The following is a 6877-nucleotide window of genomic DNA, read 5'->3' on the forward strand; positions in this document are numbered from 1 at the left end:
CCAAAAAGATGTTAGGATATATACATATGTGACAAAAGAGTAAACAAAAAAGAGAGCTTCTGATACAATAAAGTTAGGACACAACATTGTAAAGGGAGCTCTCTATGAAATCAATTATAACAGAAGAAATGTGATATAGAAAGAACGCCGTGAAATATGCGGTAAAATGCGGAAACTATACCCAAGCAGCCCGTCGTTATCATACCTCTCGCCAACAAATCTCAAGATGGGTTGAGCGTTATGATGGGAGTTGGGAGAGTCTTCGAGCGAAAAGTAGATGCCCTTTAATTCATCCTAATCAACATACAGCTGAGGAACTTCAGTTAGCCCGAACAAAGTATCAACGATACGGTCATGAAGGCTTGGCTCAAGTGTATGTCGAATGCCTGAAGCAAGGTTATCATCGACATTATACAACGATGTGTAAGATAATCCGCAAACAAGGATGGCATAAAAACACGGAAGAAGCAGTCAAACGGTATCCCAAATCAAAATGGAAACCGATAGAGGTGAGTTATCCCGGGGAGAAAGTACAGATTGATATTAAGTATGTACCAAGAGAATGCTTAAAGTTTGATACACGAGGGATTAGATATTATCAGATAACGGCAATCGATGAGTATTCACGAAAGCGATACTGTAAGATTGTAGACGAGAAAAGTGTGACGCATACAGCGTATTTTTTACTCGAGTTAGAAGCAGGATTAGGGTTCAAGATCGACTGTATTCAAACGGATAATGGGAAAGAATTTACGAATGGTGATGATTCGAGTGCACCCAAGACCATTTTCGAAAGTATTTTAGCATCAAAAGGCATTAAGTATCTGAAGACACGTCCGTATAGTCCGTGGCAGAATGGTAAAGTAGAACGAAGTCATCGGATGGATACGGAACGTTTTTATCAAAAGCGGGAATTCAGAAGTGTGGAAGAGTTAGTTAAAGCGCATCAACGTTATTATCGATGTCAGAATAACGTCGTTACGAAGACACTTGGGTTTAAGAGTCCAAACCAAGTGGTAGAATAATATCAGAAAGTCGCTTAATCATAGCGAGCCATTATACCAAGTTCATTTAGCCTATCAAGGAAAAGGATGTCCTTGACAGGCTAAATGAACTTGATGGCTATTCGCTATCCTGATTGAGCAACTCTTTATAAGCGATTGTCACAAATGTTTGACTTCTGTACACATCACAAATTATTCATCTACATAAACTCTTGACAATAATCGTTTACTAGTGTAAACTTTATTTAACATTAATGTTTACACTCGTAAACGAAAGGAGAAGAGAATATGAGTACTATAGCTGTAGACCTTCATATCACAGATGCTGAATGGGAGGTTATGCGTGTAGTCTGGGCGAATGGTCGAGTGACTAGTAAAGAAGTCATCTCCATATTGAAAGAAAAAATGGACTGGAAACAAGCCACTATCAAAACGCTCTTAGGTCGACTGGTTGAAAAAGGCGTACTAAATACAGAGAAAGAAGGTAAAAAATTTATTTATACTGCCAATATTGAAGAGAAAGAAGCCATAGGAAATTATACAGACGATATTTTCAACCGTATTTGTCGAAAGAATGTCGGGAATGTAGTAGCGAGTATCATTGAAGATCATGTCTTAAGCTTCGATGATATCCAAAGGCTAGAAGAAATATTAGAAATGAAAAAAGCTTTCGCAGTAGAAGAAGTTGATTGTCAGTGTACAGAAGGGCAATGCGATTGCCATTTACATCATCATGGAGAATAAGGAGTGAAAAAATTGGAGAATAAATCATTTGCCATAGAAGGTATGACCTGTGCATCCTGTGCACAGACAATTGAAAAAGCTGTCGGAAAGTTGTCGGGCGTAGATAAAGTTTCAGTCAATCTAGCGACAGAAAAAATGCAAGTTTCTTATAACCCGTCAGTAATTTCAGTATCTGATGTGACTGGTGCTGTATCCAATAGTGGTTATGCAGCTGTATTAGAGACTACGGATACTCAAGATCATTCACGAGCAGAGAAGCGTGAGAAAAAAGAAAAAAGAATGAAGCAACTTTCAAATCGTTTTGGGGTATCCATTATATTTACAATCCCTTTACTAATTATATCCATGGGTCATATGGTAGGCATGCCACTACCAAATATCATTGACCCAATGACAAATCCATTAAATATGTCTCTTTTACAACTTATTCTGACTTTGCCGATAATGGTAGTGAGCTGGGAATATTTCCAGAAGGGATTCAAAACCTTATTTAAAGGTCACCCGAATATGGATTCCTTGATTGCGCTTGGTACGGCGGCTGCATTTGTTTACAGTCTCGCTGCGACAATCGCAACAGGCCTGGGTTACGGTAATTTTTCAGATTTACTTTATTATGAAGTAACTGGCGTTATTTTGACACTCCATACTTTAGGGCTATTTTTAGAAGAGCGATCAAAGGGTCAAATGTCCTCAGCTATTGAAAAATTAGTTAACTTGGCTCCTAAAACAGCTCGAGTGATACGTAATGGTGTGGAACAAGAGATTACTGTGGACGAAGTCGCTTTAGGAGATGTTATTCGAGTTCGTCCGGGAGAAAGTATGCCTGTAGATGGTGTTATTGTTGAGGGACGCACTTCAGTCGATGAATCAATGCTGACAGGAGAAAGTATCCCCGTGGAAAAGGAAATTGGAGACGAGGTTATTGGGGCTAGTATCAATAAAAATGGTTCCATTGATTACCGCGCGACTCGAGTGGGAAGTGATACAACTCTATCTCAAATCATAAAATTAGTAGAAGATGCTCAAGGGTCTAAAGCACCCATTGCTCGAATGGCCGATATCATTACCAGATATTTCGTACCGATTGTTATAGCATTAGCCGTTTTAGCAGGGATTGCTTGGTTAATTGCAGGTCAATCTGGAATATTTGTTTTATCCGTTATCATAACAACCCTTGTCATTGCGTGTCCATGTGCCTTAGGTCTGGCGACTCCAACAGGTATTATGGTTGGAACCGGAAAAGGGGCAGAACATGGTGTCTTGATAAAAAGTGGTGAGGCGTTAGAAACCACTCATAATTTAGACACGATTGTATTTGATAAAACAGGGACACTGACAGAAGGTAAACCTATCGTGACAGATATTTTGGTAACTCCTCTTATTACTAAAGAAAATCTTTTATATTATGCAGCTTCCGGTGAAACAGGTTCTGAACACCCATTAGGCGAAGCCATCGTACAGAAATCAAAAGAAGAGAACATGACATTAGCTAAACCAGATTATTTTGAAGCGATTCCTGGACACGGGATTCGAGTTGAAATTGAGGGCAAAGATATGTACATTGGAAACCGTAAACTGATGCTAGAGCAAAAGATTGATTTATCAAGCATGGAAAAAGAATCCGATCGTTTAGCAGACGAAGGAAAAACACCGATGTATCTCTCTGTTGATGGAGAACTAGCTGGAATTATCGCAGTAGCTGACACACTCAAGGAAAATAGTATGAAGGCTGTTAAAGAACTTAGAAGACGCGGTGTTGAAGTAATCATGATTACTGGAGATAACAAACGTACAGCCAAAGCGATTGCTAAGCAAGTGGGTATAGACAGTGTATTAAGTGAAGTATTACCTGAAGATAAAGCAGAGGAAGTCAAAAAACTACAAGAGGCAGGCAAGAAGGTAGCGATGGTTGGAGACGGCATTAACGATGCACCCGCATTAGCTCAAGCAGATATCGGTATTGCAGTTGGATCAGGTACAGACGTGGCGATTGAATCGGCTGATATTGTCCTTATGCGTAATGATTTAACCGCTGTATTGACTGCGATTGATTTAAGTCATGCAACGCTACGAAACATTAAACAAAACTTGTTCTGGGCTTTTGCTTACAACATTGTGGGTATTCCAGTTGCGATGGGTCTCTTGTATATTTTTGGCGGACCATTGATGAGTCCAATGTTTGCGGCAGTCGCCATGAGTTTCAGCTCCGTATCGGTCTTACTCAATGCTTTACGGTTAAGACGATTCAAACCAGCAGTTATTTAGAAAACACGTAGCTTATCTGGGATTTAAACTTCTTCCTATTCTATATAATAGGAGAAGATAAAAAAAGGGGGAATAAAATAATGAAAAAAGAAGTCTTATTAGATGGCGTAAAATGTGCAGGTTGTGCGAACACGGTACAAGAAAGATTTTCAGCTATTGAAGGGGTTGAATCTGTAGAGGTTGATTTAGCGACTAAAAAAGCAGTAATTGAAAGTCATACAGAGATTGATACCGAAACGCTGAATGCTGCTTTAGCAGAAACTAACTATTCAGTATTAAGTGCATAAAGTACGAATACCATTTATTCATAGATAGTAGATAGAGATAAAGTATAGAACCCTTTTCATGAGAATTATATGCAGTGTTAGATGAGAAAGTTCTAAAACTTTAAAATCAGTCTCTAATATAATGAGGAGGAATTAAAAATGAAGAATAACAAAAAACATTCGTCACATAGTCATCATAATCACGGCGACATGGATCACTCAAAACACGACCATAATGAAATGGAACATCGTCAGATGGATCACAGCAAGATGAATCATAGTCAGATGGATCACAGTGAAATGGATCATGGCGCAATGGGAGGGCATGCCCACCACCATCACGGTAGCTTTAAGGAGATTTTCTTGAAGTCACTCCCATTAGGAATTGCAATCTTACTCATTACTCCTATGATGGATATTCAGTTGCCTTTCCAAATTATCTTTCCTTATGCAGACGTTGTAGCAGTTGTATTGGCAACAATTCTATACTTTTATGGCGGAAAACCATTCTACATGGGTGCAAAAGATGAGTTTAATTCAAAAGCTCCAGGCATGATGTCCTTGATTACTTTGGGAATAACGGTTTCTTATGTCTATAGTGTTTACGCTGTGGCCGCTCGATATGTGACCGGAGAACATGTCATGGACTTCTTCTTTGAGTTTTCAACTTTACTTTTAATCATGTTATTAGGACACTGGATTGAAATGAAGGCATTGGGTGAAGCAGGGGACGCACAAAAAGCATTGGCTGAGTTAGTGCCGAAAGATGCTCATGTTGTTTTAGAAGACGGTTCGATTGAGACTCGTCCAGTTGCTGACTTGCAAGTAGGTGATTTGATTCGTGTTCAAGCCGGAGAAAATGTTCCAGCAGATGGAACGATCCAGCGTGGCGAATCACGTGTAAACGAAGCGCTTGTGACTGGGGAATCGAAACCAATTGAAAAAAACCTGGAGATGAGGTCATCGGTGGATCAACCAATGGTGACGGAGTCCTCTATGTGGAAATAAAGCAGACGGGCGATAAGTCCTTCATTTCTCAGGTTCAAACATTAATCAGTCAAGCTCAAGGCCAATCTTCTCGAGCAGAAAATCTTGCACAAAAAGTTGCAGGATGGCTCTTTTATATTGCGGTTATTGTAGCTCTTATTGCCCTTGTCATATGGATGGTTATAGCTGATGTACCAACGGCAGTTATTTTTACAGTCACCACATTAGTTATTGCTTGTCCGCATGCACTGGGTCTGGCTATTCCATTGGTGACTGCTCGTAGTACTAGCTTAGGGGCCAGTCGGGGATTATTAGTGAAAGACCGGGACGCTTTGGAGTTGACTACAAACGCAGATGTTATGGTTTTAGATAAAACTGGAACTTTAACAACTGGTGAGTTTAAAGTATTAGATGTTGAACTCTTTAATGATAAATATACGAAAGATGAAATCGTTGCCTTATTGTCAGGTATCGAAGGTGGATCTAGTCACCCTATCGCTCAGTCAATTATTAGTTACGCAGAACAGCAAGGGATACGTCCAGTAAGTTTTGATTCGATTGATGTTATTTCTGGCGCTGGTGTAGAAGGTCAAGCTAACGGACATCATTATCAATTAATCAGTCAAAAAGCATATGGACGTAATCTGGATATGGATATTCCAAAAGGAGCAACCCTCAGTGTCTTAGTAGAAAACGACGAAGCAATTGGTGCTGTAGCTTTAGGGGATGAATTAAAACCGACAAGTAAAGACTTAATACAAGCCCTTAGAAAGAACAAGATTCAGCCGATTATGGCAACGGGTGACAATGAAAAAGCGGCTCAAGGAGTTGCAGAAATTTTAGGTATTGATTATCTAGCTAATCAATCTCCTCAAGACAAATATGAATTAGTTGAAAAACTTAAAGCAGAAGGAAAGAAAGTTATCATGGTCGGTGACGGGGTCAACGATGCACCTTCTCTTGCATTAGCAGACGTTGGTATAGCTGTTGGTGCCGGAACTCAAGTAGCATTGGATTCAGCCGATGTCATCTTGACACAGTCAGATCCTGGTGATATTGAATCCTTTATCGAGTTGGCTCAGAAGACCACACGTAAGATGAAAGAAAATCTTGTTTGGGGAGCAGGGTATAACTTTATCGCAATCCCAATAGCTGCAGGAATACTAGCACCAATTGGCATAACATTAACTCCAGCAGTCGGTGCCATCTTGATGTCACTTTCGACTGTAATTGTTGCCATCAATGCTATGACATTGAAATTAGGGCCAAAATAAACAGTTATTTGGCACATGAAATAATTGAATGACCTTATCGTGTAAAGATATAATAGTTTCACAAGAAAGGAAGAGATAGGATAATTTAAAAGATCATCTCTTCCTTTTTTAGTTTATAAGGAGGAAAAATTATGACGCTGGTCCTTTTAGGGTTACCCGGTGCTGGGAAAGGCACTCAAGATAAAAGAATCGCAGAGGAGTACCACCTGACGGCTATTCAATTGGTGAAATGTTACGAGAAGCAATCAAGAGAAAGATACATTCGGACTCAGAGTGCAAGAATATATGAATAAAGGAGAGCTAGTTCCAGATGAGTGGATAAACTCATTGGTTAAGT

4 protein-coding genes and 1 pseudogene are annotated in these 6877 nt (G+C 39.6%); all 5 read left to right on the forward strand.

What is annotated here, in order from left to right; all coding sequences use genetic code 11:
- The first annotated feature begins 149 nt into the window (after positions 1-149).
- The 5 genes and pseudogenes from GSA01S_RS08755 to tcrB all read left to right on the forward strand — a co-directional run bounded on the left by GSA01S_RS08755 (position 150) and on the right by tcrB (position 6540).
- Complete coding sequence (locus GSA01S_RS08755; RefSeq protein ID WP_245631303.1) at positions 150-1025, forward strand: DDE-type integrase/transposase/recombinase; 876 nt, start codon at positions 150-152, stop codon at positions 1023-1025.
- A 267-nt stretch (positions 1026-1292) separates the two neighbouring features.
- Positions 1293-1748: a CopY/TcrY family copper transport repressor gene (locus tag GSA01S_RS08760; RefSeq protein ID WP_066126721.1), complete on the forward strand. Its 456-nt coding sequence runs from the start codon at positions 1293-1295 to the stop codon at positions 1746-1748.
- Between the two features lie 12 nt (positions 1749-1760).
- On the forward strand, positions 1761-4013 hold the full coding sequence (locus tag GSA01S_RS08765; RefSeq protein ID WP_373276908.1) for a heavy metal translocating P-type ATPase: 2253 nt from the start codon (positions 1761-1763) through the stop codon (positions 4011-4013).
- Positions 4014-4093: 80 nt separating this feature from the next.
- A complete protein-coding gene (gene tcrZ / locus GSA01S_RS08770; RefSeq protein WP_066126723.1) occupies positions 4094-4300 on the forward strand; it encodes a copper chaperone TcrZ in 207 nt (68 codons plus the stop codon).
- Between the two features lie 138 nt (positions 4301-4438).
- A pseudogene (tcrB, locus tag GSA01S_RS08775) lies at positions 4439-6540 on the forward strand (copper-translocating P-type ATPase TcrB).
- The last annotated feature ends 337 nt before the right edge of the window (positions 6541-6877 follow it).

It is taken from the genome of Globicatella sanguinis NBRC 15551, assembly GCF_001552295.1.
In the GTDB taxonomy this organism is placed as follows: domain Bacteria; phylum Bacillota; class Bacilli; order Lactobacillales; family Aerococcaceae; genus Globicatella; species Globicatella sanguinis.

Coding starts and splice junctions, on each gene's coding strand:
- GSA01S_RS08760 (WP_066126721.1), top strand. CDS start 1,293: ATGAGTACTATAGCTGTAGACCTTCATATCACAGATGCTGAATGGGAG.
- tcrZ (WP_066126723.1), top strand. CDS start 4,094: ATGAAAAAAGAAGTCTTATTAGATGGCGTAAAATGTGCAGGTTGTGCG.